Below are 24,578 nucleotides of genomic sequence, written 5' to 3'. Positions count from 1 at the left end.
GTACGAGCAGGAGTTCACCATGCGTGACGCAGTCATCGTCGACGCCGTTCGCACCCCGGTCGGCAAGGGCAAGCCTGGCGGCGCCCTCTCCGGTATCCACCCCGTGGACCTGTCCGCCCATGTACTCAGGGCGCTCGCCGAGCGCAACGGCCTCGACCCCGTGACCGTCGACGACGTGATCTGGGGCTGTGTGTCCCAGGTCGGCGAGCAGGGCGGCGGCGTCGGCCGCTACTCGGTGCTGGCCGCGGGCTGGCCCGAGTCCGTGCCCGGCCTGACCATCGACCGCCAGTGCGGCTCCTCGCAGCAGGCCGTGCACCAGGCCGCCGCGGGCGTCATCGCCGGGCAGTACGACATCGCCATAGCCGGTGGTGTCGAGAGCATGTCGCGGGTGCCGATGGGCTCCACGCGCGCGGGCGGGGCGTTCGGCGCCCCGTACGGGCCGCTGGTCGGCGAGCGCTACGACCACTACAAGTTCAACCAGGGCATCGGCGCCGAGATGATCGCCGACGAGTTCGGGCTGAGTCGCCAGGAACTCGACCAGCACGCGGTCGACTCCCACGAGCGGGCCGGCCGCGCCATCGACGAGGGCCGCTTCAAGGGCCAGATCACGCCTCACCGTCACGGACGCCGACGGCGACGAGCGCCTCTTCGACACCGACGAGGGTGTACGCCGCGGTTCCACCGTGGAGAAGCTGGGTCAGCTGAAGACCCCGTTCAAGGACAACGGAGTCGTCTCGGCGGGCAACGCCTCGCAGATCTCGGACGGCTCGGCTGCCCTTCTGATCACCACCTCCGAGGTCGCCGAGCGTAACGGCTGGACGCCGATAGCCCGCTTCCACACCGGTGTCGTCACCGGCGTCGACCCCATCACGATGCTCAAGGGCCCGATCCCGGCCACGGCCAAGGTCCTCCGGCGTTCGGGACTGTCCCTCGACGAGATCGGCGCGTACGAGATCAACGAGGCGTTCGCCTCCGTCTCGCTCGGCTGGCAGCGGCAGACCGGCGCCGACTACGAGCGGATGAACCCCAACGGCGGCGCGATGGCGCTCGGCCACCCCCTGGGCGGCTCCGGTGCCCGACTGATGACGACCCTCGTGCACCACATGAAGGACAACGGCATCCGGTACGGCCTGCAGTCGATGTGCGAGGGCGGCGGCATGGCCAACGCCACGGTCCTCGAACTGCTCTGATCCACCGGCTCGACCACGGGACGGGCCGCATGGGCCCGTCCCGTACCAGAAGGGACACCAGACATGGACGCCGCTGACTTCAAGGCGGTACGGGACGCGGTCCGCCGTCTCGTGCGTGAGGACGTCGTACCGCGCGAGGACGAGATCGAGGAGACCGACGCGATCCCGGAGGACGTCCGGCGCAAGGCCGTCGACATGGGTCTGTTCGGCTACACGCTTCCCGAGGACCACGGCGGCCTCGGTGCCTCGCTCTCCGAGGACGTCCAGCTGGCCTTCGAGTTCGGCTATACGACGCCGGCCTTTCGCTCGATGTTCGGCACGAACAACGGCATCGCCGGCAAGGTCCTCGTCAACGCGGGCACCGAGGAGCAGCAGAGGCACTGGCTGCCCCGGCTCGCCGAGGGCGCGGTCGCCTCGTTCGCGCTGACCGAGGCCGAGGCGGGCTCCGACCCGTCCGGCCTGACGACGCGCGCGGTCAAGGACGGCGACGTGTACCTGATCAGCGGGTCCAAGCGGTTCATCACCAACGCTCCGCTCGCCGACCTGTTCGTCGTCTTCGCCCGCACCGGCGAGGAGAACCACGGCACCAAGGGCATCTCCGTCTTCCTCGTGGAGGCGGACCTGCCGGGCGTCACCGTCGGCCCCAAGGACCACAAGACGGGCCAGGCCGGTGCCTGGACCGCCGAGGTCTTCTTCGACAACGTCCGCGTGGACGAGGCGGCCCTCGTCGGAGGCCAGGAGGGCGCGGGCTTCGGCGCCGCGATGAAGTCGCTCATCCGCGGCCGCATCCACCTCGCCGCGCTGTGCGTCGGCATGGCCGAGCGCATCCTCGAGGAGTCCGTCGCGTACGCCGCCGCCAGCAAGCAGGGCGGCCGCCCCATCGGCGAGTTCCAGCTCGTGCAGGCGATGCTCGCCGAGATCCAGACCGGTGTGTTCGCCGGGCGCGCCATGGTCGTCGACGCCGCCGAGAAGTACGACTCCGGCGAGGACCGCAGGCTCCGGCCCTCGGCCACCAAGCTGTACTGCTCCGAGATGGTCTCCAGGGCCGCCGACCTGGCGGTGCAGATCCACGGCGGCATGGGCTACATGCGCGGCACCGCCGTCGAGCGCTGCTTCCGCGACGCCCGCCTGTTCCGCATCTACGAGGGCACCAGCGAGATCCAGAAACTCATCATCGGGCGGGCCCTGCTCAAGGACGCTCAGCAGAAGGGCGCGAAGTAGCCATGGCCATGACCGAGACCCCGCTCGTCGCCAAGCTCTCCGAGGACGAGCGCGCCGACGAGATCCCGCGCGACGTCATCGCCGAGCAGCACGTGGCCCGCCACCGCGTCGACGGCGGAGGCCGCCGATGACCGCCCCCTCCCAGGGCTACGCGGACGGACTCGCCGCGGGTGAACTGCGCTTCCAGCACTGCGCCGACTGCCGACGAGGCCGTCTTCTACCCGCGCGTCCTGTGCCCGCACTGCGGCTCCGAGTCCCTTGCGTGGCAGGTGAGTTCGGGCCTGGGCGCCGTCTACGCGACGACCGTCCTGCACAAGCGCGGCAGCGACCCCTACAACGTTGCGCTCATCGACCTCGACGAGGGGTTCCGCATGATGAGCCGCGTCGAGGGCGTCGCCGCGGAGGACGTCGCCATCGGCTCGCGGGTCGGCGTCACCGTCATCACCGAGGACGACGCGCCGCTGGCCGTCTTCCGGCCGCTGGAGGTACGCGCATGACCACCGATCTGCGGGGCAAGTCCCTGCGCGGGAAGGTCGCCGTCGTCGGCGTGGCCGAGTCCGACCTGGGGCAAGTGGCTCCGGGGCTCACCCACTTCGACCTGATGGGGCAGGCGACCTCCCGCGCCCTCAAGGACGCGGGCCTGAAGAAGTCCGACATCGACGGCTTCTTCTGCGCCTCCTCCTATCTGCCCTTCCCGACCCTGGACGTCGCCGAATACCTGGGCATCCGCCCGGTGTACGCCGACTCCACCAAGCCGCCCAGCCATTGTCACCCCCGGGTTCGGCAGCGGTCACGTAGAGCGGTCGGGGCACCGTGTGCTGTTCCGATCCGGCCGACCGGCGACATCGTCGGCTGAGGGGACCTCAGTCCTAGAATCGGATCCATGCCCAGGACTGACAGCGCAAGGCGGACGATCGCGGCGCCACCGGCGATCGTCTACGGCGCCCTGGTCGACCGGGAGTCCCTCGAGGCCTGGCTGCCGCCGGACGGCATGAGCGGGCGGGTGGAGCGGTGGGATCCCAGGCCGGGTGGCGGGTTTCGCATGGTTCTCACCTATCTCGACGCCGCCGCCAACCCGGGCAAGACGTCCGCTTCGACGGATGTCGTCGACGTCGGTTTTGCTGCTCTGGTGCCACCGGAGCGTGTGGTGCAGCGCGCGGTGTTCGAGTCGGACGACCCGTCGTACGCGGGCACCATGACGATGACCTGGCACCTGACCGCCACACGCGGCGGGACCGAAGTGACTGTCACTGCCACGGACGTTCCACCCGGAATCGACCAAGAGGCCCATGAGGCCGGGATCGCGTCCTCGCTGGCCAACCTGGCGTCGTACGTCGAGGGGTCCTTCTGACACAGCGCCGTCACGTGGCTGCGGAGGACCGCTTCAGGTGCGTTCCTGGAGGTGAGGCGGCACTCGAGTCTCCGTGAGCGGGGCGCGGGAAGTGTTTGACCGTCCGCTCAACTTCGTTCCTGCGCTCCTGCATTGGCCGGTCGAAGCCGACGGGGCCGGGACGCCACGCCCGCGCATCCGTGGCGCGGCTCCGGCCGGGCCCGGGAGCAGTCGGCCGTCCCGGCGCCGCTGCCGGATGACTCGCACGTGCGCCGAGTGGTCGTCAACCCCTGCGCTTTGGAGTGACGGTGCGGCCCGGCTTCGGTGTTGCTCCTGCCCTGTGCCCGAGGATCGCGGATGGCCGGACCCGCTCCGGTCGCTGCCGTGGGGCTATGGGAGGTTGCCGTGCACATTCTGCTGGTGGCGAGCGCGTTCAACAGCCTCACTCAGCGTGTCCACGCCGAGTTGCGGGACCGAGGCCACACCTTGGACGTGCACCTCGCATCCAGTGACGCTGCACTGCGCGACGCACTCGGCTCCTGTGAGCCGGAGCTGGTCATCGCGCCCATGCTGAAGAGGGCCATCCCCGAGGATGTCTGGCGAAAGCACACATGCCTCATCGTTCACCCCGGCCCCGTCGGTGACCGGGGCCCCTCCTCGCTCGACTGGGCGATCAACGCGGGCGTGGACCGTTGGGGCGTCACTGTGCTCCAGGCCAATGGGGAGATGGACGCCGGCGACGTGTGGGCATCGGTCGGCTTCCCGGTGCCTCGGGTAGGGAAGAGCGACCTGTACCGGAACGAGGTGTCGGACGCAGCGTCGGCCGCGGTGCTCCTGGCCGTCGACCGATTCGCCTCGGGCGTCCACGCACCCCAGCCCCAGGCTCAGTTGCGGAACAGGGCGGCGGCGGGAACCCGCCCCGCCTACCCACAGAGCCTGCGGCGCATCCGCTGGCAGCGGGACAGTACCGAGGCCGTGTTGCGCAAGCTGCGCGCCGCCGACTCGTCCCCAGGTGTGCTGGACGAACTCCTGGGCGGTGAGTGGCACTTGCACGGGGGTCACCCGGAGGATGAGCTCAAGGGGCGCCCCGGGGAGCTGCTCGCCACCAGAGCCGGCGCGATCTGCCGGGCGACAGCGGACGGCGCCGTGTGGATTCCCGAACTGAGGCCCCGCCGCAGACCGGGGGAGCCGAGGCCGTTCAAGCTGCCGGCGGTTCAGGCCCTCGCCGGCCGACTGCCCGCGCTTCCCGAGCTGCCGGTCCTTCCCGAGCTGTCCGGGCTTTCCGAAGACACCCTCGTGCCTGCCGCGGACCGCGACCGGCGTACCTGGTCCGACATCCGCTATCGCGAGGAGGGGGCGGTCGGCTTCCTGTCCTTCTCCTTCCCGGGCGGCGCCATGAGCACATCGCACTGCCGGCGTCTGCTCGACGCCTACGTGGCTGCCTGCTCGCGACCCACCACCGTGCTTGTCCTCGGCGGCACCCGGGACTTCTTCTCCAACGGCATCCATCTGAACGTGATCGACGCGGCCGACGATCCGGGCGCCGAGTCCTGGGCCAACATCAACGCGATGGACGACCTTGTCGAGGCCGTCCTGAGCACCACCGACCGGCTGGTGGTCAGTGCCCTGGGCGGCAACGCCGCCGCGGGCGGGGCCATGCTGGCGCTCGCCGCGGACGAAGTGTGGTGCCGTTCGGGCGTGGTGCTGAACCCGCACTACCGTCTGATGGGGCTGTACGGGTCCGAGTACTGGACCTACACGCTGCCGCGCCGCGTGGGCGCCGAGGCGGCCGACCACCTGACGCAGGAGGCGCTGCCGGTGAGCGCGTCGGCGGGGTTGCGGCTGGGCCTGGTGGACCGGCTGGTCGAGTGCTGCCCGCAGGACTTCCCGGGCGAAGTGACCCGTTCGGCCGTACGGCTCGCCAAGTCTTCCGGGATGCAGGAGCGCATCGCGGCGAAGAAGCAGACGCGGGAGCGGGACGAATCCGTCAGGCCGCTGTCCCTGTACCGGGAAGCGGAGCTCTCCGTCATGCTCCGCACCTTTTCGGATCCCGACGCCCCGTACCACGCGTTGCGGCGCGCGTTCGTCCGCAAGCAGCCGCCCGCGAAGACGCCGTCCCACCTGATCCGCGTCGGCGCGACGGGTCGGTGACCTGTCCGGGTGGTCCACGCACGCTCGCGCACGGCCACGTCGCGCAGTGCCCGGGTGCCTGCTATCAAGGAATGCGGGGGCCGATTTGTGTCCTTTCGTCGTATCCCTCCCCCTAGGAGGCATCCCTATGGATGCAGCAGCGCCGACCGTGGTCGATTCCGACGTGCCTGGTGAGCCCACAGAGGAAGAATCTCCGACGATCCATATCCTCTGGATCAACGCGGGACTGAGCTGCGACGGCGACTCCGTGGCTCTGACAGCCGCCATGCAGCCGAGCATCGAGGAGATCGTGCAAGGCGTGCTTCCCGGCCTGCCGAAGATCGCCGTCCACTGGCCGCTGATCGACTTCGAATGCGGACCGGTAGGTGGCGCCGACACCTTCATCGAGTGGTTCTTCAAGGGGGAGCGCGGCGAGATCGATCCGTTCGTGCTGGTCGTCGAGGGGTCCATCCCCAACGAAGGCATCAAGCCCGAGGGTTACTGGTGCGGGTTCGGCGACGATCCCGAGACGGGGCAGCCGATCACGACGAGCGAGTGGATCGACCGGCTCGCGCCCAAGGCGCTCGCCGTCGTCGCCATCGGGACATGCGCCACATACGGCGGTATCCACGCGATGGCGGGCAACCCGACCGGTGCCATGGGCGTTCCCGACTACCTCGGGTGGGACTGGAAGTCCCAGGCGGGCATCCCGATCGTGTGCGTACCGGGATGCCCGATCCAGCCGGACAACTTCTCCGAGACCCTGACCTACCTGCTCTACCAGGCGGCAGGGTCGGCTCCGATGATTCCGCTGGACGACAAGCTCCGTCCGACCTGGCTGTTCGGGGCCACCGTCCACGAGGGGTGCGACCGGGCCGGCTACTACGAGCAGGGCCAGTTCGCCACGACCTACGACTCGCCCAAGTGCCTGGTCAAACTCGGCTGCTGGGGCCCCGTCGTCAAGTGCAACGTGCCCAAGCGTGGCTGGATGAACGGCATCGGCGGCTGTCCGAACGTCGGCGGCATCTGCATCGCCTGCACCATGCCCGGCTTCCCCGACAAGTTCATGCCGTTCATGGACGAGCCGCCCGGCGGCAAGCTGTCGAGCACGGCGAGCGGCGCATACGGATCGGTGATCCGAAAGCTCCGCTCCATCACGGCCAAGACCGTGGACAAGGAGCCGAAGTGGCGTCAACGCGGCGAAGAGCTGACGACCGGATACCGGCCGCCGTGGTGAGCGCATGTACCGCACGGCGCGCCTTCGGGGTGGCCGTCCCAGGTGATCCGACCTCCCGTACGAAGACTTGACGAAGGGCGCTGCACAGAAGATGGCATCGAAGACGAAGACCGACAGCAACGGCCTGGTGGAGATGTCCTGGGATCCGATCACCCGGATCGTGGGCAGCCTGGGCATCCACACCAAGATCGACTTCAAGCAGAAGCGGGTGGCGGAGTGCTACAGCACGTCGTCGGTCTTCCGCGGCTACAGCGTCTTCATGCGGGGCAAGGACCCCCGTGACGCGCACTTCATCACCAGCCGCATCTGCGGCATCTGCGGCGACAACCACGCCACCTGCTCGGTGTACGCGCAGAACATGGCGTACGGAGTGAAGCCGCCGCACCTCGCCGAGTGGATCATCAACCTCGGAGAGTCCGCCGAGTACATGTTCGACCACAACATCTTCCAGGAGAACCTGGTCGGGGTCGACTACTGCGAGAAGATGGTCCGCGAGACCAATCCCGGCGTTCTGGAACTCGCGGAGCGCACCGAGGCACCGCACGCGGCCGAGCACGGCTACCGCACCATCGCCGACATCATGCGCTCGCTCAACCCGATCGAGGGCGAGTTCTACCGCGAGGCCCTCCAGGTCAGCCGCTACACGCGCGAGATGTTCTGCCTGATGGAGGGCCGCCATGTGCACCCCTCCACCCTCTACCCGGGCGGCGTCGGCACCATCGCGTCCGTCCAGCTCTTCACCGACTACATGAGCCGCCTCATGCGGTACGTGGAGTTCATGAAGCGCGTAGTGCCCCTGCACGACGACCTGTTCGACTTCTTCTACGAGGCCCTGCCCGGGTACGAGGAAGTGGGCCGCCGCCGCGTACTGCTCGGCTGCTGGGGCGCGCTCAACGACCCCGAGTACTGCGACTTCACGTACGCCAACATGACCGACTGGGGACGGAAGATGTTCGTCACCCCGGGCATCATCGTGGACGGCAAACTCGTCACCAACGACCTCACCGAGATCAACCTGGGCATCCGTATCCTGCTCGGCAGTTCGTACTACGAGGACTGGCAGGGCAAGGAACAGTTCGTCACCCACGACCCGCTCGGCAATCCGGTCGACCCGCGCCACCCCTGGAACCAGCACACGATCCCGGCGCCCCAGAAGCGCGACTTCGAGGGCAACTACAGCTGGGTCATGTCGCCTCGCTGGTTCGACGGCAAGGACTACCTGGCGCTCGACACCGGCGGTGGCCCCATCGCCCGCCTGTGGTCGACCGCGCTGTCGGGACTCGTCGACACCGACTACGTCAAAGCCACCGGCAACAGCGTCGTCATCACCCTGCCCCGCACGATGACCAAGCCCGAGACACGCTTCGAGTGGAAGATCCCGAAGTGGAGCAACGCGCTGGAGCGCAACCGGGCCCGCACCTACTTCCAGGCCTACGCCGCCGCCATCGCGCTGCACTGCGCCGAGAAGGGCCTGGCGGAGGTCCGCGCCGGGCGCACCCAGACCTGGGAGAAGTTCGAGGTGCCGGACGAGGGCCTGGGCGTCGGCTTCACCGAGGCCGTACGCGGAGTCCTGTCCCATCACATGGTGATCCGCGACGGAAAGATCGCCAACTACCATCCCTATCCGCCGACTCCGTGGAACGCCAGCGTGCGGGACACCTACGGGACCCCGGGCCCGTACGAGGACGCCGTGCAGAACACACCGATCTTCGAGGAGAACACCCCGGAGAACTTCAAGGGTATCGACATCATGCGGGCGGTGCGCAGCTTCGACCCCTGTCTGCCCTGCGGTGTCCACATGTACGTCGGTGGCGGCAAGACCGTGCAGAAGATGCACGTGCCGACCGGACTGAGCGGCCTGGCCGGATGAGCGCGTCCACCACCACGGCCCGGCCGCCCGGCACAACGGCGGCGAACGCGGAGGAGGCCGGCCGGCGGGTCGAAGAGATCATCGACCACCTGACCGCCCAGGGCGACTCCGAAGCCGCCGGTGCGGCCGAGGAACTCGTGCGCGTACTGATGGACTACTACGGCACAGGCCTGGCCCGCATGGTCTCGCTGCTCGAAGCCCCCAGGGCCAAGGGTGACCCGTTCGCCGCGCTGCTCGACGACGCCCTGGTCACCAGCCTGCTGGTCCTGCACGACCTGCACCCGGAGGACACCTCCGCCCGCATCGCCCGTGCCTTGGGCAGCGTGCCCAGCCATCCGGTCGAGTTTCTGAGCTTCGACGAAGCCACCGGCACGTTGCACCTGCGCTCCGCGGAGAGCTCGGGCTGCGGCTGCGCGAGCACCGCGGCAGCCGGACGGCAGGAGGTGGAGGCTGCCCTCTCCTGCTTCGCGCCGGAAGTGACGACGGTCGAGATCGAGGGGGCGGAATCCTCGCAAGAACCCCCTCTGCTGCAGATCTCACGGCCGCCCTCCGGTGCAATCGGCAACGCACCCGCCTCGCCGAAGACACCATGAGCACGCCCCACACGCGGACGAGTCCGCCTGCATCGGGGCTGCGGCGGTTCACCGCGCCGCGCATGTCCCGGCCCGAGGTGTGCGAGCTGTGCGGAGCGCCGATCGACGACGGCAACCACCGGCACATGGTCGACACCGAGAACCGCGCCCTCGCCTGCGCCTGCACGCCGTGCGCCATGCTCTTCGAGCAGAGCGGCGCGGGTGGCGGGCGGTTCCGCACCGTCCCGGACCGCTATCTGACAGACCCGGACCACGGACTCGACCAAGGAGTCTGGGAGCTTCTGCAGATCCCGGTCAGCGTCGCGTTCTTCTTCCGCAACGCCTCGCTGGACAGACTGGTCGCGCTCTACCCCAGCCCGGCCGGCGCCACCGAGAGCGAACTCGACCCGTCCACCTGGCAGAGCGCGCTCGGGAACAGCCGCCTCGCCGAACTGCTCGAACCCGACGTGGAAGCTCTGCTTCTGCGCCGGGTCGAGGATCGGACCGAGTGCTATCTCGTGCCGGTCGACATCTGCTACGAACTCGTCGGACGGATGCGCATGTTGTGGCAGGGATTCGACGGCGGGGCGGAGGCCCGCGCCGATCTGACCGCGTTCTTCGACCACATCGCGCAGCGGGCCGTAACACCGGAGGAGGCGCGCCGCCGATGACGGAGTTCTCGTTCTCCTGCGTCGGCGTCCGCGCCGACCAGTACGCCGCAGGCCCCACCCTGGTCTTCCGGCTGCGCATCGACGCTTCCGAGCAGACACGCGTGCACGCGCTCGCCCTGCGCTGCCAGATGCGCATCGAACCGGCCCGACGCGGCTACGACGCCGAAGAGGCCGACGGACTGCATGACCTCTTCGGCCGGCGAGCCCGCTGGGGCAGCACCCTCCAGCCGTTGCAGTTCGCACAGATCTCCCTCATGGTCCCCAGTTTCACCGGGCAGACGGAGGTTGACCTGGCCGTGCCCTGCACGTACGACATGGACGTCGCCTCCACCCGCTACTTCAACGCCCTGTCGAGTGGCGACGTGCCGCTCCTCATGCTCTTCTCCGGGACCGCGTTCACGGGGGACGGAGGCTTCCACGTCGAACCCGTGCCCTGGGACCGCGAGGCCCCGTACCTCATGCCGGTCACGGTGTGGCAGGAGATGATCGACCAGCACTTCCCGGGTGCCGGCTGGGTGAGGCTGCCCCGCGACACCATGGAGGACCTGCTGGAGTTCCGTTCGCGGCGGGCGCTGTCCTCCTGGGAGGCGACGGTGCGCACCCTTCTGGAATCCGCAGCCGCGGACGCTCTGCCCCGGACGAGTGAGAGGTTGGCGCCGTGACGACAGCCGTGTTCAGCCAGGAGACCGAGTCACGGTTCGCCGTCGCCCGCGCGGTGGCCGACGCGGTGCTGTTCGAGGGCTACGTGCTGTATCCGTACCGGGCGTCGGCGGCGAAGAACCGGCTGCGCTGGCAGTTCGGCGTGCTGGTCCCGCCGGCCTGGGGCGCGGACTGCGACGAGCACGACTTCCAGCACACCGAGTGTCTGATGGAGCCCAGGACGGGCACCACCTTGTCGGTCGAGGTGCGCTTCCTGCACCCTCAGCGCCGCACGGTGCAACAGGCCCGCCAGGACGGCTCGTTCGAGGACGCGTCCGAACTGTCGCTCCCCGACCGTGTGCTGGTTCCCTGGGACGAGGGCGTGGAGGAACGCGTCGAGGTGACCGTCACCGTGGCCGAACTCGCCGGCGACGGAATCACTGTCCCCTTCACCCGCCCCGCGCGCGAGGAGACCGAACTGGTTCACGACGCCGAGGGCCGGCTGGTGGGAAGACTGGTCCGCCGGTGTGAAGAGGTGAGCGGCGTCGTACGTCTCTCCACGCGCGAAGTCGACGGTCCCTACCGCGTCTCCCGGCTGACCGCCGTGGTGGAGAACACCAGCACTTGGTCCCCGGCCGAAGGCAAGGGCGACCGTGACGCCGCGCTCCCGCACTCGCTCGTCGCCACGCACCTGTTGCTGTGTCTGGGCGCAGGCTCGTTCCTCTCCATGACCGACCCTCCGGAATGGGCCAAAGGCGCTGTCGCTTCGTGCCGCAACCTGCACACCTGGCCGGTCCTCGCCGGCGAGCCGGGACGTGCGGACCTGGTGCTGTCCTCGCCGATCATCCTGGAGGACCACCCGGCCGTCGCCCCCGAAAGTCCCGGAGCGCTGTACGACGCCACCGAGATCGACGAGATCCTGGCCCTGCGTACCGCAGCCCTCACCGAACAGGAGAAGCGTGAGGCCCGCGGCACGGACCCGAAGGCCGCCGCCGTGATCGACCTGGCCGAGTCCATGCCCCCCGAGGTGCTGGAACGCCTGCACGGCGCGGTGCGGTCCCTCCGGGAGGTGACAGGCTCCGCCCCGACCGCGACCGGCGAAGCGGACCTTCTCGTCGAACCGGGTCAGCCGCATGTCGTCATGCCCGAGACCCCCTGGTGGGATCCGGAGGGTGACGCGGGCCTGGACCCGGCCCGCGACGAGATCCTCGTCGACGGCCGGCCGGTGAGTGCCGGAAGCCGGGTGATCCTGCGCGCGGGACGGCGCCGCACCGACGCCCAGGACCTGTTCCTGCACGGACGCACCGCGCTCGTCGAGGCCGTGTTGCACGACGTCGACGGGGGTGTGCATCTGGCGGTGACCGTCGACGGCGACCCCGGCGCCGACATCCGTCGTGAGCAGGGCCGATTCCTGTACTTCCAGCCCGACGAGGTCGCACCACTGGTGGAGGACGAGTGACCGAGGACCGCAGGACCGGCGCCCGCACGCTCGTCGCCGGCGTGGGGAACATCTTTCTCGGCGACGACGGATTCGGCGTCGAGACGGTGCGCGTACTCGCCACACACCGACTTCCCGCGCACGTCGAGGTCGTGGACATCGGCGTACGGGGTGTGCACCTCGCGTACCAACTGCTCGACGGATACGACACGCTCGTCCTCGTCGACGCCACGGCCCGCGGCGGTGACCCGGGAACGCTCTACCGCATCGAAGTCGACTCGCCCGGTGACATCGCGCCGCAAGGACCCGTGCTCGACGGCCACCACATGTCACCGGACGCGGTCCTGGCCCTGCTGGAGACCCTCTGCTCCGGGACGGGCGGGACACCTCCAGGCCGCACCGTGGTGGTTGGCTGCGAGCCCGCCTCGCTGGAGGAGGGCATCGGTCTGAGCGCCCCGGTGGCCGCCGCAGTTCCCGAAGCCGTACGTGTGATCCAGCAGATCGTCCAGGAGAGCCCGGCGCCCGTGCTCGGGACCGCCGCCCGTGAGGCCGGTAAGTGAGGAGAGGTTCATGAAGAAGTCCGTCATCGGAGCCGTCACCGTCGTCGCGCTCGCCGTGCTCGCACGGCACATCGTGCCCGACGTTCAGCGCTACCTGCGTATGAGAAGCATGTAACGGGCCCCTTGCGCCGAACGGTGCACCAGGGCAGTGGAGTCGGCGAGCCCCGAGGTCGCACGGCAGCGAGCCCCCTGTAATGGAGCCGAGCGCAATGGCCGCCCAACGATCGGCCTCTGCCAGGACGGAGACCGATGCACGAGATGTCCATCGCCATGGCTGTCGTCGGCCAGGTGCAAGAGGCGGCGGAACTGAACGGCGGGGTCACCTCGGTCACTTCGGTGCGACTGCAGGTGGGGGAGCTCGCCGGTGTCGTGCCGGACGCGCTGTCCTTCTGCTTCGAACTCGCCTGCGCCGAAACCCTCCTCGAGGGGGCCGAGCTGGTCACCGAGTCGGTGCCCGGCCGGGCACGCTGCGCGCCTTGTGCCGACGAATGGGCGGTGGGCATGCCGCCGCGCCTCTGCTGTCCGCGCTGCGGCGAGCCGACGCCCGAACTGCTGTCGGGCCGAGAGCTGCAGATCGTCAGCGTGCGGTGGGAGGAAGAGCCGGCCGCCCGTCAACGAACCTGTGAACCGATCTCCGAGGAGCGCTGAGTCATGTGCCGAACCGTTGACTTGCACCAGGCGGTGCTCGCCAAGAACGACGCGACCGCGCACGCTCTGAGGGCCGAACTCGCGGGCCGCGGCACCACGATGATCAATCTGCTGTCCAGCCCGGGGAGCGGGAAGACCGCCCTGCTGGAACGCGAACTCCTGCGCGCGCGTGAGCGCGGAGTGCCGACCGCAGCGCTGACCGCCGACCTCGCCACGGAGAACGACGCCAGACGTCTGGCCCGGTCCGGAGTGCCGGTCAAGCAGGTACTCACCGACGGGCTCTGCCATCTCGAAGCCTCGATGCTCGGGCGCCACCTGGAGGACTGGCTGCCCGCGGCCACCCGCCTGCTGTTCGTGGAGAACGTCGGGAACCTGGTCTGCCCGGCCTCCTACGACCTGGGGGAGGACCTGCGCGTCGTCCTCGCGTCGGTCACCGAAGGCGAGGACAAGCCGCTGAAGTACCCCACGGCGTTCGGCCTCGCGCACCTGGTCGTGGTGACCAAGGCCGACATCGCCGAAGCCGTGGAGTTCGACGAGGAAGCCTTCCGCGCGCACGTCGAACAGGTCAACCCCGGCGTGGAGGTGGTCCTGACCTCGGCCCGACGGGGCGGTGGCGTGGGTGAACTGCTCGATCGTGCCCTCGCCGTCGCGGACGGCGGGGCCGTGCACGAACCGGTCATGGCCGGACAGCCTCACGAGCACCATCACCACCACGACGACCTGGACGATGTCGTCATGACGCGGCCTCTCCCGTGAGCACACTTCAACCCGGCCACGCCGTCGCCCAGGCGGCTCAGCGCCGTCGCGTCACGGTACGTGGTGTCGTCCAGGGCGTCGGGTTCCGGCCGTTCCTGTACACCCTGGCCACGTCGCTGGAGCTGGCGGGGCACGTGACCAACACCGAAGACGGCGTCGTCGCCGAGGTCGAGGGAGATCACGCCGCCGTCGCACGGTTCTGCGACCGGATCGCTCAACAAGCCCCGCCGCTGGCCATGGTGGAGTCCGTGGAGCACGAGCAGGTCCCCCTCAGAGGCGGCAGCGGATTCGCCATCGTCGCCTCGCGTTCGCAGGGATCGCCGCGCACGCTCGTCTCCCCGGACACGGCCACGTGCGGCGCGTGCCTCGCCGAAATGGCCGACCCCGGTGACCGTCGGTACCGGCACCCGTTCATCACGTGCACACACTGCGGGCCGCGCTTCACCATCGTCACCGGACTCCCGTACGACCGAGCGCACACCACCATGGCCGGCTTCCCGATGTGCGCCGACTGCGCACGCGAGTACACGGACCCGGGAGACCGGCGATTCCACGCCCAGCCCGTCTCCTGCCGTGCCTGCGGCCCGCGCCTGAGCCTCGTGTACGCGTCTCCCCGACCTGACACCGACGTCGACCCGATCCAGGAGGCACGCGCGCTGCTGACCGCCGGTGCCATCCTCGCCGTCAAGGGCATCGGCGGCTACCACCTCGCCTGCGACGCCGGGAACTCCCAGGCCGTGTCCGCGCTGCGCAGCCGCAAAGGGCGGGGCGACAAGCCGTTCGCGGTGATGGCGAAGAGCCTCGCCGACATCGAGCACCTCGTGCACATCAGTCCGCCCGAGCGGACCCTTCTCTGCGGTGGCGTTCGGCCGATCGTCCTGCTGAGACGCCGAATTGACGTCGAGCCAGGAAAGTGCACACTCTCGGACGCGGTGGCACCGGGCAGCCCCGACCTGGGAGTCATGCTTCCGTACACCCCGGTGCACCACCTGCTGCTCGGCCTGGCCGGCGATCCGGACGGGCCGAGCGCACTGGTGATGACCAGCGGCAACGTGGCCGGTGAGCCCATCGTCACCGATGACGCCGAGGCACTTGAGCGGCTTGCATCCCTGGCCGACGCCTGGCTCACCCACGACCGCCCCATCCACGTGCCCTGCGACGACTCCGTGCTGCGCGTGTGCGACGGCGAACGGATGACAGTACGCCGCGCTCGCGGATACGCCCCGCTGCCCGTCTCCCTGCCGGTGTCCGTCAGGCCCTCGCTCGCCGTGGGGGGAGACCTCAAGAACACGTTCTGCCTCGGCGAAGGCCGGAAGGCCTGGCTCTCCGCGCACATCGGAGACATGGACGACCTGCAGACCCAGCACGCCTTCGCGCGCGCAGAACGGCAGTTGGAGTCGATCACAGGTGTGGAGCCCGGACTGCTGGCGGCGGACCGGCACCCCGGCTACCGATCCGGACAGTGGGCTCAACGGCACGCCTACAACCGCCCGGTCGTCCGCGTGCAGCACCATCACGCCCATGTCGCCGCGGTCATGGCCGAACATGGCCTCGACGGCAGCCGACCGGTCATCGGCGTCGCATTCGACGGCACGGGATACGGCGACGACGGGGCGGTGTGGGGCGGCGAAATCCTGCTCGCGGACTACGACACGTACCGGCGCATTGGCCATCTCGCGTACGTGCCTCTGCCCGGCGGTGACGCTGCGGTGAGCCGCCCGTACCGCATGGCGCTCGCGCAGCTCCGGGAAGCGGGCATCGCGTGGACGGATGACCTGCCCAGTGTGATCGCCTGCCCGCATGACGAACGACGGGTACTGGCACGGCAGTTGGAGCGCAGCCTGAACTGTGTGCCGACGTCGAGCATGGGCCGGCTCTTTGACGCCGTCTCTTCCCTGGCGGGCGTGTGCCACCAGGTGGGATACGAGGCACAGGCAGCCATCGAGCTGGAGGCGGCCGCGCTGAGGGGGACCGTGGACGGAGACGGCACCGGATACCGGTTCGCGCTGAGTCCGGACACCTCGGAGCCGATGACTGCCGATCCTGCACCGGTGGTGAGAGCCGTGGTCGATGACGTTCGCGCTGGCGCGGAGCCGGCGGTCATCGCGGCCCGCTTCCATGCCGGAGTCGCAGATCTCGTGTGGCGGATGTGTGCGGTGGCGCGCGAACGGCACGGCACGTCCACCGTCGTCCTGACCGGCGGCGTGTTCGCCAACGTCCTGCTCTCCTCGGCCTGCGCCCGAGGGCTCGGGCAGGACGGATTCAGAGTGCTGCGTGCCGGCGAAGTCCCGCCGAACGACGGAGGGCTGGCCCTCGGTCAACTGATGATCGCGGGGCGCGCAACCGCCGGATGACACCGCAGTCGCAAGCCGGATCGGACCACCACAGTGAGGAGAGCCCCCCATGTGCCTGGCGGTACCCGGGAGAGTGACGGAAATCGAGGATCGCGACGGCACCCGCATGGCCACCGTCGACTTCGGCGGAGTGGTCAAGGAGGTGTGCCTGGAGTACCTGCCGGACCTCCAGGTGGGTGAATACGCCATCGTCCACGTGGGATTCGCGCTCCAGAAACTGGACGAGGAATCGGCCAAGCAGACACTGGAGCTCTTCGCCAATCTCGGCCTGCTCCAGGAGGAGTTCGGCGACCCGTGGGAGCTTGCGGCCGAGGCAGGCGGACCTCAGTGGGCCGACGACAAGGACGTTCCCCAGGAGGCACAGCAGTGAAGTACCTCGACGAGTTCCAGGACCCGGACCTGGCACGGCGTCTGCTCGACGACATCCACTCAGTGGTGACCAGGCCATGGGCCCTCATGGAGGTGTGCGGCGGACAGACGCACACGATCATCCGCCATGGGATCGATCAACTCCTGCCGGATCACGTGGAGTTGATCCACGGGCCGGGATGTCCCGTGTGCGTCACCCCGCTCGAGGTCATCGACAAGGCCCTCGAGATCGCCTCCCGGCCGGGAGTGATCTTCTGCTCCTTCGGTGACATGCTCCGGGTTCCGGGCACCGGCCGTGACCTCTTCCAGGTACGCGGCGAGGGCGGCGACGTGCGCGTCGTGTACTCGCCGCTGGACGCTCTGCACATCGCCCAGCAGAACCCCGACCGGGAAGTGGTGTTCTTCGGCATCGGCTTCGAAACGACCGCCCCGCCCAACGCGATGACGGTCTATCAGGCACGCAAGCTGGGCATCAAGAACTTCAGTCTCCTGGTCTCCCACGTGCGAGTCCCGCCGGCGATCAAGGCGATCATGGAGTCTCCCCACTGCCGGGTCCAGGGATTCCTCGCCGCCGGACACGTATGCAGCGTGATGGGTGTCGGTGAGTACCCCGAACTCGCGGACCGCTACCGCGTTCCGATCGTGGTCACCGGCTTCGAACCGCTGGACATTCTGGAAGGTGTGCGCCGGACCGTGCTGCAACTGGAGCGGGGTGAACACACGGTCGACAACGCCTATCCCCGGGCCGTCCGGCCCGAGGGAAATCCCGCGGCCCAGGCCATGCTGGCGGACGTCTTCGAGGGTACCGACCGGGCCTGGCGAGGCATCGGCGTCATCCCGGACAGCGGCTGGCGGCTCTCCTCCCGTTACCGGGACTTCGATGCCGAGCACCGCTTCTCTGTCGGTGACATCGACACCCGTGAGCCCGCGGAGTGCCGCAGCGGCGAGGTGCTGCAGGGGCTGCTGAAGCCGAACGAGTGTGCCGCCTTCGGCACCACCTGCACACCGCGCAACCCACTCGGAGCGACGATGGTCTCGAGCGAGGGCGCGTGTGCCGCCTACTACCTGTACCGACGCCTCGACATCACCACCGCGCCGCTGGAGGCGAGCCCCGTTGCCTGAGACCACCCAACTGACAGCCGTGGACCCGACCGCATGGACCTGCCCGGTCGCGTTGCGTGATCACCCGAGGGTGGTGATGGGACACGGAGGGGGAGGGGCCCTGTCCGCGGAGCTGGTGCAGCACGTCTTCGCGCCCGCGTTCGGGGGCGAGACCCTGTCTCAGCTCGGCGACTCCGCCGCCCTCTCGCTCGGCGGTGTCCGGATGGCGTTCTCCACCGATTCCTACGTGGTGCGGCCCCTGTTCTTCCCGGGCGGCAGCATCGGAGACCTCGCGGTCAACGGCACCGTCAACGACCTCGCCATGAGCGGCGCACGGGCCGCCTACCTCTCCTGCGGCTTCATCCTGGAAGAGGGCGTCGAGATGTCGGTCGTGGCCCGGGTCGCCGAGACCCTCGGCGCGGCCGCACGGCGCGCCGGAGTCGAGGTGGTGACCGGTGACACGAAGGTCGTCGAAAGCGGTCACGGAGACGGGGTGTTCATCAACACCGCCGGGATCGGGCTCATCCCGTCAGGCGTGGACATCCGCGCCCAGCGCGTGGTCCCCGGCGACGTCGTCATCGTCAGCGGTGACATCGGTGTTCACGGCGTGGCGATCATGAGCGTGCGTGAGGGGCTGGAATTCGGCGTCGAGATCGAGAGCGACTGCGCGGCGCTGGGCGGCCTGGTGGACGCCATGCTCGCGGTGACACAGGACCTCCACGTGCTGCGCGATCCCACCCGCGGCGGCCTGGGCGCCGCGCTCAACGAGATCGCGGTGGCCTCCGGCGCAGGCGTCGTCATCCAGGAAGGTGACGTGCCTGTCCCGCCGGCTGTCGCCAACGCGTGCGCGATCCTGGGGCTCGACCCTCTCTATGTGGCTAACGAGGGCAAGCTCGTGGCGTTCGTCCCACGTGAACACGCGGACGCCGTACTCGGCGCGATGCGGGCCCATCCGCTGGGCGTCAACGCGCGAGTGATCGGCGAGGCCGTCGAGGAGCATCCGGGCATGGTGGTCGCCCGCACGGGCCTGGGTGGTACACGCGTCGTCGACCTGCCGATCGGCGAACAGCTTCCGCGGATCTGCTGACGGCCGACACGCTTCGGACCGGCGGCGCGACAGGCCACGCGTAGCGGCGGCGGTGCTCAGCATGAGCACCGCCGCACCGCCGTTTCAAGCGGCGGTACGTCCCCTGAGACGGGGGTGAACATCCAGCTCGTCACGCGGGACCCACCTCATCCGGGGACTCGGCCGTCTCCGTGCTCACGGATGACGTCGACTCCGCCTACGCGGGGGCGCAGGAACTGGGTTTCGAGATCGTGCGCCCGCTGAGCCGGAAGCCTGGGGCGTGCGCCGTCTCCTGGTCCGGGCACCGGACGGCAGCGTCGTCAATATCGTGAAGGACTACACCCGCCTCTCGCCCGACAGTGCCTGGCACGAGGGCGCGGACTTCGGCTGGGTCGGCGATGCGCCGGCAGCCACCGACACCGGACTGTTCGACGTAGTGCGCCGTGACTACGTAAGGGACAGCGCCCCGTCCGTACTACGCCTGAGACGGCCCGCCGGACGCTGCAGGGTGCATCTGCTCACCGGTGACCCCAACACCTTCAACAGGCGGCTGATCGTCCGCGTCGACGGGAACGAGAAGGCCCGCCGCGAACAGCTCGACGGCCGGGAGTTCACCTGGCTCCGTGTCCCGCTGGACGGCGGGCCCTCCGGAGGGGAAGTGGACCTGGAGCTGTCCTCGCGAGACGCGGAGCCCCGGCATCTCAGCGCCTGCGTAGTCGTGGCCGACGGCCTCGGCCCTGTCTCGGAGTGAGGTCGGAAGGCCGTCGTTGATGACGGCGATACGCGGGATGGTCTCCGGAGATGGGGTGTTCTTCCTGGTGGTGAACCCCTGCCGGAGACCACCCTTACGTCTCGATCACGACGGGCCGGGTGCTGTCTCGTTGCCGACGGGGCCGTCAGAGTGCAGCGAGGCGGGCCTTGAGCAGGCAGAACTCGTTGCCCTCGGGATCGGCGAGGACGTGCCAGGGCTCGTCCCCGGTCTGGCCGATGTCGGCCCGGCGCGCTCCGAGCTTGAGGAGGCGTTCGAGCTCCGCGTCCATGTCGCGGTCGGTGGCGTTGACGTCGATGTGCAGCCGGGACTTCCCGGGCTCCGGCTCGTCTCTGCGGCTGAGGATGATCGTCGGCTGCGGGCCGCCGAACCCTTCGCGCGCTCCGATCTCGATGCACCCCTCCTCGCGGTCGAGCACCACGAAGTCCAGGACCTCGCACCAGAACCGCGCCAACACCTCAGGGTCGCGACAACCGAGCACGAGCTCACTGATACGGCATGCCATTGACGAAACCTACTCTCAGCGTGGGAACTGTCGGGGCGGCCGCGCCCAGTTCTCAGGCGCACCCGGCAGTGAGGACACTGACGCGACCGTACCGGGCTGGGCGATCAGTGGCGAGTGATTTCAGGCCCTTGCCCCGCTGGTCCTCCAGGCGAGGTCGTAGGCCGCGCAACTGACTTCAAGACACGCTCTGAGAACCCTTGCTGTACTGGGTGTTCTGACCCTGAGCGGGCGTGTCTCCGGCGCTGTTGTGAGGCAGGCTGCCGGAGATTCTGCTGTCCGTCAGCGTGATCTCGGAGTGCTGCCCGCTGTCGATGCCCCCGCCCTGCCCGGTAGCGCGGTTGTCGGTGACCGTCGAGCGTCACAGTCGCGGGAAAGCCGGGGCCGGCCCCGTGTTGTCGATGCCATCGCCGTTCCGCCCGGCGGTCAGCCCGCCGCTCATGCGGCCCCATCGGTTGGCGCGAACCCCGGCACGTTCCGAATCACTGGGAGCCGCGTGTGGGGAGGCTCATCACGAGCACGAGCTTCCCGCGGAGTCGACCGTCCTCGCTGACCCGGTGCGCCTGGGAGATCTCGGCGAGTGGAAACGTCTGTGCGACCGGGAGGAAGAAGCGCCCCGACTCGATCAACTCGTACATCTCGCCGAGCACATGGAAGGCGCGGCCGGTGTCCCCCTGGCTGAACAGGACCCCGTACTCCTGCGCACCGGTGAAGTCGGCGATCGTCACGACGTGGTCCGGGCCGCCGGCGAGCCCGATGAGCTCGGGCAGGACGCCGCTCCCGGCCACATCCAGCGCGAGGTCGACGCCGTCGGGCGCGATCGCGCGGACCCGCTCGGCGAGGCCTTCGCCGTAGGCGACAGGCTCGGCACCCAGCGAACGAAGGTACTCGTGGTTCGCCGGACTCGCGGTGCCGATCACCCGTGCACCGCGTGCCACCGCGAACTGAACCGCGGCGCTGCCGACACTTCCGGAGGCGCCATTGATGAGCAGCGTCCTGCCGCCGGCGACGCCGAGCTGGTCGATCGCGCGCATGGCCGTCTCGCCGGCGGCCGGGAGCGCGGCAGCGCCGGGGAAGTCGAGCGACGGCGGGATCGGCGCGTAGTAGGACAGCACCGCCAGCTCGGCCTGAGCCGCCCCCACGGCGGAGAAGCCGAACACGCGGTCGCCGACGGCCACGTCCGCAACGCCGTCGCCGAGCTCGTCGACGACGCCCGCCGCCTCATAGCCCAGAGTCTGCGGCAGCTCCTCATCCATCAGGCCCTTGCGCTTCTTCCAGTCGCTCGCGTTGACGCTGGCCGCGCGTACCGCGATCCGGACCTCGCCCGGACCCGGATGCGGATCGGGCAGATCCACCAGCTCAAGAACCTCCGGCCCCCCGAACCGACTGAAACGGGCTGCCTTCATCACTCACTCCGATCTCGACCCCGAGGTACCGCGGTTCCGGCAGTCGCCGCGCACGGACAGCCTGCCACCCTCGCGTGCCGGACCCGACCCAGCGCGACACGCGCACAGACCCGTCCAACCACCCCGCACCCCGCCACCATGACGCCGCACAGCTCCAGGTGCGGGTGACTGTGGTCCACGCATCAACTGATGCGCCCACCCATGAACCCGCTCACGCCCTCCCGTACCGCTCAAGCACGGCGAGCAGCAAGGCTTCCGGCGCCATGGACTGCGCCCGTTTCAGCCGGTCGTCGTACGCGGCGCCGCCCAGGACTTCCCTTGTCCGGGCACGGGTCTGTTCGCACAGCGGGAGGACCTCGGGTGTGCCACGGCGGAGCAGACCGACGGCCCGCCAGTACTGGTTGCTCGCGCCGATCGCGGTGACCGCGCGGTCCGGTTGTTCCTGGGCGGACCAGGTCGCGGCCAGGAGGTCGAGGCCCATGGCGATGCCGAACTGGTCGCCGATGCGCCGCTTCGCATCGAGCATGTCGCGTGCGTGGCCGCCCGCCTCACGGTGGCGCCCCTCGAACAAGGCGATCAGGACGAGTTGGTAGTCCACATAGGAGCGGGTCCAGTACTCCTTCAGGCGCACGCAGTCCTCGCGCAGAGTCTCCGCCTCGTGCCGTGCCTCCTTGAGGCGACCGGAGCCGGTGAGGGCGAAGACGCGAACCAGTCGGCACAGGGCCAGGCCGAACGTGAGGGTGTCCTGCCGTCCTCCCGTTGCCGGGTCACTACCGTCGCGCGGGGCGGGGACTTCTCCTCGCATCGCCTCATCAGCCCGGTTCAGCGCCTCGACCGGCTCGCCGTCGAGCAGCGCGGCCAGCCCTTCGAGGTAGACGGCCTGCCGCACGCCCTCGATGTCGCCGGCGCCGAAAGCCTCCTGCAGGCTCTCACCCGCGAGCCTGCGCCCCTGTACGTGGTCGGCCTGCAGAATGCGCGCCAGCCCCAGGGACCACAGCCCTCGCGCCCGCCGCGGATCTGGACGCGGAGTGACCTGCACGGCAAGCTCGACGTAGTGGGCGACCTCGTGCAGATGGCCCGAACAGGCCCAGAAGAAGGAGACGTTCCCGGCGAGCTCCAGCGCTCCCGCATCCTCCGAGTCGAGCAGATACTGCAGGGCGGTGCACACGTCGTGGTACAGGCCTCGCATCCGCGCGTACCAGTACTGCTGCCTGGGACTCAGCCACTCCTCCTTCGCGCGCCGGGTCGTCTCCAGCATCGCGGTGGCGTGCTGCGCGGCGACGGTTGTCTCCTCGCCCAGCTCCCGCAGCCACATTCGCCCGTACTCACGTACGGAGTCCAGCAGGTGGTACCTGCCGTCGACCGAGATGACCACGGACTTGCGCACCAGTCCCGTGAGCGCGTCGCGTAACGTCTCCGGCGTCAGTGGCCCGCCGGAGCACACCATCGCGGCGAGTTCGGCGTCGAACGACTTCGGGAACACGGAGAGTCGCGCCCACAGCAGGCGCTCCGCCGGTCGGCACAGTTCATGACTCCATCCCACCGCCGTCCGCAACGCGCTGTGCCACGACGGGCGCAGACCTGGCTGGGCCAGCACCTCCATGCTCTCCTCGGTCAGCTCCCAGACCTCCGTGAGCGTCCATCGCCGCAACAGGGCGGCCGCCAACTCGAGCGCCAGGGGTACCCCCTCGAGGTGGGTGCACAACCGCTCCGCCACCAACCGTTCCGTCGTGTCCCGCAGTGGCCGGCCCGCGGCCGCGGCACGCGCCTCGAAGAAGGTGATCGCGTCGCCGGCCGGATCCAACGGTCCCAGTTCGACGACCGTCTCGCCCTCCGTCCTCAGGGGCTCCCTGCTCGTGGCGAGGACCGTCAGCCGAGGACAGGCCGTCAGCAGGTCGGCCACGAGGGACCGGGAGGCGCCCACGAGATGCTCGCACGAGTCCACGACCAGCAGAACACGACGGTGCCCGATCCAGTCGCACACCGCTTCCATCAGCGTGCGCGAGGTGTGGTCCGAGAGGTCCAGCGCCTCCGCGACGACGGCGGTCAGCAGGCCGTCCTCCTGTAATGGCCACAGGTCGGCCCAGCACACCGCGTCGAACCCTGCCCAGTCACCGCCGCGAACGCCCCGGAGCGCCAACCGTGACTTCCCTATGCCCGCCCCACCGGTGACCGTCACGAGGCCCGGCTCCCTGAGAGCCCCGTCCAGCACACGGACCTCAGCGGCACGGCCTACGAAGGGAGTTGTCTCACTCGGCAGATTGATCAGCACAGACCGAGTCTCTCGCCACGCTTCCTGCGGTGTCTCTGACTCGGAGAAATCGGAAGAGTGGTGTGCAGGCGCGGCATCCGGCGAACAGGGGGCGGAGGACGGGAGGACGTAACCGATCGCGTAGCCGTCATGAAGCCTGTCGTGCCAGCATATGTAGCTATCTCGGGGCGTCGCTGCGCCCGTCCACCGGGCCGGCGAGGAACGGTGCGCCCGCGAGAGTCGAACTGATGGCCGGACCGGTCTGTCCGACGGGATGTCCTGCACGGCCTTGACGGTCAGCCAGGCCTGGAACTCCGGTCCTCGGTCGGTGTGTCCGGGATACCGAAGCCGACCGCGGCCTGCGGTGCTCAAGGCGCGCGCCGATGCTGCTTCCGCCCGGACGACGAGCGACGCGACCTGTTCGCCGAAGTCACCTGGAGCGCGTTGCACGGCCTGGCTGTCCTGGCCGACACTGGTCGCATCCGCCCGGACGGCCGG

At 69.4% G+C, this 24,578-nt stretch carries 24 protein-coding genes and 1 pseudogene; 22 read left to right on the top strand and 3 right to left on the bottom strand.

The features are described 5' to 3' along the window. Positions 1-19 precede the first annotated feature (19 nt). The 22 genes and pseudogenes from OHO83_RS02390 to OHO83_RS02290 all read left to right on the top strand — a co-directional run bounded on the left by OHO83_RS02390 (position 20) and on the right by OHO83_RS02290 (position 19,903). Positions 20-1,190, top strand: a pseudogene (locus OHO83_RS02390) (thiolase family protein). Between the two features lie 63 nt (positions 1,191-1,253). Then, the gene (locus OHO83_RS02385; RefSeq protein ID WP_266679410.1) at positions 1,254-2,411 is read left to right on the top strand and encodes an acyl-CoA dehydrogenase family protein; all 1,158 of its coding nucleotides are present in this window, start codon (positions 1,254-1,256) and stop codon (positions 2,409-2,411) included. Between the two features lie 8 nt (positions 2,412-2,419). Further along, on the top strand, positions 2,420-2,542 hold the full coding sequence (locus tag OHO83_RS02380) for a hypothetical protein (protein ID WP_266679412.1): 123 nt from the start codon (positions 2,420-2,422) through the stop codon (positions 2,540-2,542). 39 nt (positions 2,543-2,581) lie between these two features. Beyond that, positions 2,582-2,908, top strand: a complete 327-nt coding sequence (locus OHO83_RS02375) for a Zn-ribbon domain-containing OB-fold protein (protein ID WP_266679414.1) — start codon at positions 2,582-2,584, stop codon at positions 2,906-2,908. Beyond that, a complete protein-coding gene (locus OHO83_RS02370) occupies positions 2,905-3,267 on the top strand; it encodes a hypothetical protein (protein ID WP_266679416.1) in 363 nt (120 codons plus the stop codon). Before OHO83_RS02375 ends, OHO83_RS02370 begins: the two co-directional genes overlap by 4 nt. Positions 3,268-3,294: 27 nt before the next feature. Next, entirely contained in the window at positions 3,295-3,762 is a 468-nt protein-coding gene (locus OHO83_RS02365; protein WP_266679418.1) for an SRPBCC family protein, read from the top strand. Between the two features lie 384 nt (positions 3,763-4,146). Continuing rightward, on the top strand, positions 4,147-5,892 hold the full coding sequence (locus tag OHO83_RS02360) for a hydrogenase maturation protein (protein WP_266679420.1): 1,746 nt from the start codon (positions 4,147-4,149) through the stop codon (positions 5,890-5,892). 127 nt (positions 5,893-6,019) lie between these two features. Beyond that, positions 6,020-7,108 (top strand): hydrogenase expression protein HypE, encoded by a 1,089-nt coding sequence (locus tag OHO83_RS02355; protein WP_266679422.1) that lies wholly within the window; start codon positions 6,020-6,022, stop codon positions 7,106-7,108. Between the two features lie 91 nt (positions 7,109-7,199). Then, positions 7,200-8,978 carry a nickel-dependent hydrogenase large subunit gene (locus OHO83_RS02350; RefSeq protein WP_116504454.1) on the top strand — a complete coding sequence of 593 codons (1,779 nt, stop codon included), beginning with the start codon at positions 7,200-7,202 and terminating at the stop codon, positions 8,976-8,978. Continuing rightward, on the top strand, positions 8,975-9,571 hold the full coding sequence (locus OHO83_RS02345) for a hypothetical protein (protein ID WP_330278525.1): 597 nt from the start codon (positions 8,975-8,977) through the stop codon (positions 9,569-9,571). Before OHO83_RS02350 ends, OHO83_RS02345 begins: the two co-directional genes overlap by 4 nt. Then, positions 9,568-10,221 carry a DUF5947 family protein gene (locus OHO83_RS02340; protein WP_266679427.1) on the top strand — a complete coding sequence of 218 codons (654 nt, stop codon included), beginning with the start codon at positions 9,568-9,570 and terminating at the stop codon, positions 10,219-10,221. Before OHO83_RS02345 ends, OHO83_RS02340 begins: the two co-directional genes overlap by 4 nt. Then, the gene (locus OHO83_RS02335; RefSeq protein WP_266679429.1) at positions 10,218-10,883 is read left to right on the top strand and encodes a DUF6084 family protein; all 666 of its coding nucleotides are present in this window, start codon (positions 10,218-10,220) and stop codon (positions 10,881-10,883) included. The genes OHO83_RS02340 and OHO83_RS02335 overlap by 4 nt, the downstream gene beginning before the upstream one ends. Continuing rightward, entirely contained in the window at positions 10,880-12,319 is a 1,440-nt protein-coding gene (locus OHO83_RS02330) for a hypothetical protein (RefSeq protein ID WP_266679431.1), read from the top strand. Before OHO83_RS02335 ends, OHO83_RS02330 begins: the two co-directional genes overlap by 4 nt. Then, positions 12,316-12,858 (top strand): hydrogenase maturation protease, encoded by a 543-nt coding sequence (locus OHO83_RS02325; RefSeq protein WP_266679433.1) that lies wholly within the window; start codon positions 12,316-12,318, stop codon positions 12,856-12,858. Before OHO83_RS02330 ends, OHO83_RS02325 begins: the two co-directional genes overlap by 4 nt. Before the next feature lie 10 nt (positions 12,859-12,868). Beyond that, positions 12,869-12,973, top strand: coding sequence for a DUF6893 family small protein (locus OHO83_RS46880; protein ID WP_389562762.1), 105 nt, complete (start codon positions 12,869-12,871; stop codon positions 12,971-12,973). Between the two features lie 134 nt (positions 12,974-13,107). Further along, positions 13,108-13,506, top strand: a complete 399-nt coding sequence (locus OHO83_RS02320) for a hydrogenase maturation nickel metallochaperone HypA/HybF (RefSeq protein ID WP_266679435.1) — start codon at positions 13,108-13,110, stop codon at positions 13,504-13,506. Positions 13,507-13,509: 3 nt separating this feature from the next. Further along, positions 13,510-14,262, top strand: coding sequence for a hydrogenase nickel incorporation protein HypB (gene hypB / locus OHO83_RS02315; protein ID WP_266679437.1), 753 nt, complete (start codon positions 13,510-13,512; stop codon positions 14,260-14,262). Continuing rightward, entirely contained in the window at positions 14,259-16,616 is a 2,358-nt protein-coding gene (hypF, locus tag OHO83_RS02310; protein WP_330278524.1) for a carbamoyltransferase HypF, read from the top strand. Before hypB ends, hypF begins: the two co-directional genes overlap by 4 nt. A 49-nt stretch (positions 16,617-16,665) precedes the next feature. Then, a complete protein-coding gene (locus tag OHO83_RS02305; RefSeq protein WP_116504436.1) occupies positions 16,666-16,986 on the top strand; it encodes a HypC/HybG/HupF family hydrogenase formation chaperone in 321 nt (106 codons plus the stop codon). Then, on the top strand, positions 16,983-18,107 hold the full coding sequence (gene hypD, locus OHO83_RS02300; RefSeq protein WP_266679441.1) for a hydrogenase formation protein HypD: 1,125 nt from the start codon (positions 16,983-16,985) through the stop codon (positions 18,105-18,107). The genes OHO83_RS02305 and hypD overlap by 4 nt, the downstream gene beginning before the upstream one ends. Next, positions 18,100-19,173 carry a hydrogenase expression/formation protein HypE gene (gene hypE, locus OHO83_RS02295; protein WP_323187079.1) on the top strand — a complete coding sequence of 358 codons (1,074 nt, stop codon included), beginning with the start codon at positions 18,100-18,102 and terminating at the stop codon, positions 19,171-19,173. The genes hypD and hypE overlap by 8 nt, the downstream gene beginning before the upstream one ends. 259 nt (positions 19,174-19,432) lie before the next feature. Then, positions 19,433-19,903: a hypothetical protein gene (locus OHO83_RS02290; protein ID WP_330278523.1), complete on the top strand. Its 471-nt coding sequence runs from the start codon at positions 19,433-19,435 to the stop codon at positions 19,901-19,903. A gap of 145 nt (positions 19,904-20,048) precedes the next feature. Here the strand turns inward: OHO83_RS02290 and OHO83_RS02285 are convergent, their stop codons facing one another. The 3 genes from OHO83_RS02285 to OHO83_RS02275 form a co-directional block, all read right to left on the bottom strand. Beyond that, on the bottom strand, positions 20,049-20,426 hold the full coding sequence (locus tag OHO83_RS02285) for a VOC family protein (protein ID WP_266679449.1): 378 nt from the start codon (positions 20,424-20,426) through the stop codon (positions 20,049-20,051). Positions 20,427-20,905: 479 nt separating this feature from the next. After that, positions 20,906-21,829 carry an NADP-dependent oxidoreductase gene (locus OHO83_RS02280; protein WP_330278522.1) on the bottom strand — a complete coding sequence of 308 codons (924 nt, stop codon included), beginning with the start codon at positions 21,827-21,829 and terminating at the stop codon, positions 20,906-20,908. Positions 21,830-22,040: 211 nt separating this feature from the next. Beyond that, positions 22,041-24,041, bottom strand: coding sequence for an ATP-binding protein (locus tag OHO83_RS02275; RefSeq protein WP_330278521.1), 2,001 nt, complete (start codon positions 24,039-24,041; stop codon positions 22,041-22,043). Positions 24,042-24,578 lie beyond the last annotated feature (537 nt).

It is taken from the genome of Streptomyces sp. NBC_00569, assembly GCF_036345255.1.
Taxonomy (GTDB): domain Bacteria; phylum Actinomycetota; class Actinomycetes; order Streptomycetales; family Streptomycetaceae; genus Streptomyces.
Note: the sequence above shows the minus strand (reverse complement) of the source record. Positions and strands in the feature narration are given on the sequence as shown.

Excerpts from the sequence above, each read along its gene's own strand:
- OHO83_RS02385 (WP_266679410.1), top strand. The coding sequence starts at position 1,254 with ATGGACGCCGCTGACTTCAAGGCGGTACGGGACGCGGTCCGCCGTCTC.
- OHO83_RS02380 (WP_266679412.1), top strand. The coding sequence starts at position 2,420 with ATGACCGAGACCCCGCTCGTCGCCAAGCTCTCCGAGGACGAGCGCGCC.
- OHO83_RS02370 (WP_266679416.1), top strand. The coding sequence starts at position 2,905 with ATGACCACCGATCTGCGGGGCAAGTCCCTGCGCGGGAAGGTCGCCGTC.
- OHO83_RS02365 (WP_266679418.1), top strand. The coding sequence starts at position 3,295 with ATGCCCAGGACTGACAGCGCAAGGCGGACGATCGCGGCGCCACCGGCG.
- OHO83_RS02355 (WP_266679422.1), top strand. The coding sequence starts at position 6,020 with ATGGATGCAGCAGCGCCGACCGTGGTCGATTCCGACGTGCCTGGTGAG.
- OHO83_RS02350 (WP_116504454.1), top strand. The coding sequence starts at position 7,200 with ATGGCATCGAAGACGAAGACCGACAGCAACGGCCTGGTGGAGATGTCC.
- OHO83_RS02345 (WP_330278525.1), top strand. The coding sequence starts at position 8,975 with ATGAGCGCGTCCACCACCACGGCCCGGCCGCCCGGCACAACGGCGGCG.
- OHO83_RS02340 (WP_266679427.1), top strand. The coding sequence starts at position 9,568 with ATGAGCACGCCCCACACGCGGACGAGTCCGCCTGCATCGGGGCTGCGG.
- OHO83_RS02335 (WP_266679429.1), top strand. The coding sequence starts at position 10,218 with ATGACGGAGTTCTCGTTCTCCTGCGTCGGCGTCCGCGCCGACCAGTAC.
- OHO83_RS46880 (WP_389562762.1), top strand. The coding sequence starts at position 12,869 with ATGAAGAAGTCCGTCATCGGAGCCGTCACCGTCGTCGCGCTCGCCGTG.
- OHO83_RS02320 (WP_266679435.1), top strand. The coding sequence starts at position 13,108 with ATGCACGAGATGTCCATCGCCATGGCTGTCGTCGGCCAGGTGCAAGAG.
- hypB (WP_266679437.1), top strand. The coding sequence starts at position 13,510 with ATGTGCCGAACCGTTGACTTGCACCAGGCGGTGCTCGCCAAGAACGAC.
- OHO83_RS02305 (WP_116504436.1), top strand. The coding sequence starts at position 16,666 with ATGTGCCTGGCGGTACCCGGGAGAGTGACGGAAATCGAGGATCGCGAC.
- OHO83_RS02285 (WP_266679449.1), bottom strand. The coding sequence starts at position 20,426 with ATGGCATGCCGTATCAGTGAGCTCGTGCTCGGTTGTCGCGACCCTGAG.
- OHO83_RS02280 (WP_330278522.1), bottom strand. The coding sequence starts at position 21,829 with ATGAAGGCAGCCCGTTTCAGTCGGTTCGGGGGGCCGGAGGTTCTTGAG.